The organism is Brevundimonas sp. UBA2416 (genome assembly GCF_002343105.1).
Lineage (GTDB): Bacteria > Pseudomonadota > Alphaproteobacteria > Caulobacterales > Caulobacteraceae > Brevundimonas.
On sequence record NZ_DDRM01000040.1, the window covers coordinates 4,767 to 5,011 of the forward strand.

General features: G+C 67.3%; 1 protein-coding gene. It reads left to right on the plus strand.

The window, feature by feature from the left end; genetic code table 11:
* Positions 1–36 precede the first annotated feature (36 nt).
* On the plus strand, positions 37–245 hold a 209-nt coding region (locus B3E43_RS12970), incomplete at its 3' end, for an enoyl-CoA hydratase/isomerase family protein (protein ID WP_292030159.1).

The window sequence follows — 245 nt, forward strand, 5'->3', positions numbered from 1 at the left end:
CCACTAGCCACTAGCCACTCCTTCGGAGCCCGCCCCATGGCCGACACCTATTCCACCCTCCTCATCGAACGCCACGCCGACGGCTATGCGCTGGTGACCCTGAACCGGCCCGAGGCGCTCAACGCCCTCAACTCGGCCCTGTTCAAGGACCTGTCGGACTTTCTCGACGCCGTCGAACACGACGACAGCGTCCGCTGCGTGATCCTGACCGGGTCGGGCGACAAGGCCTTCGCCGCCGGCGCCGA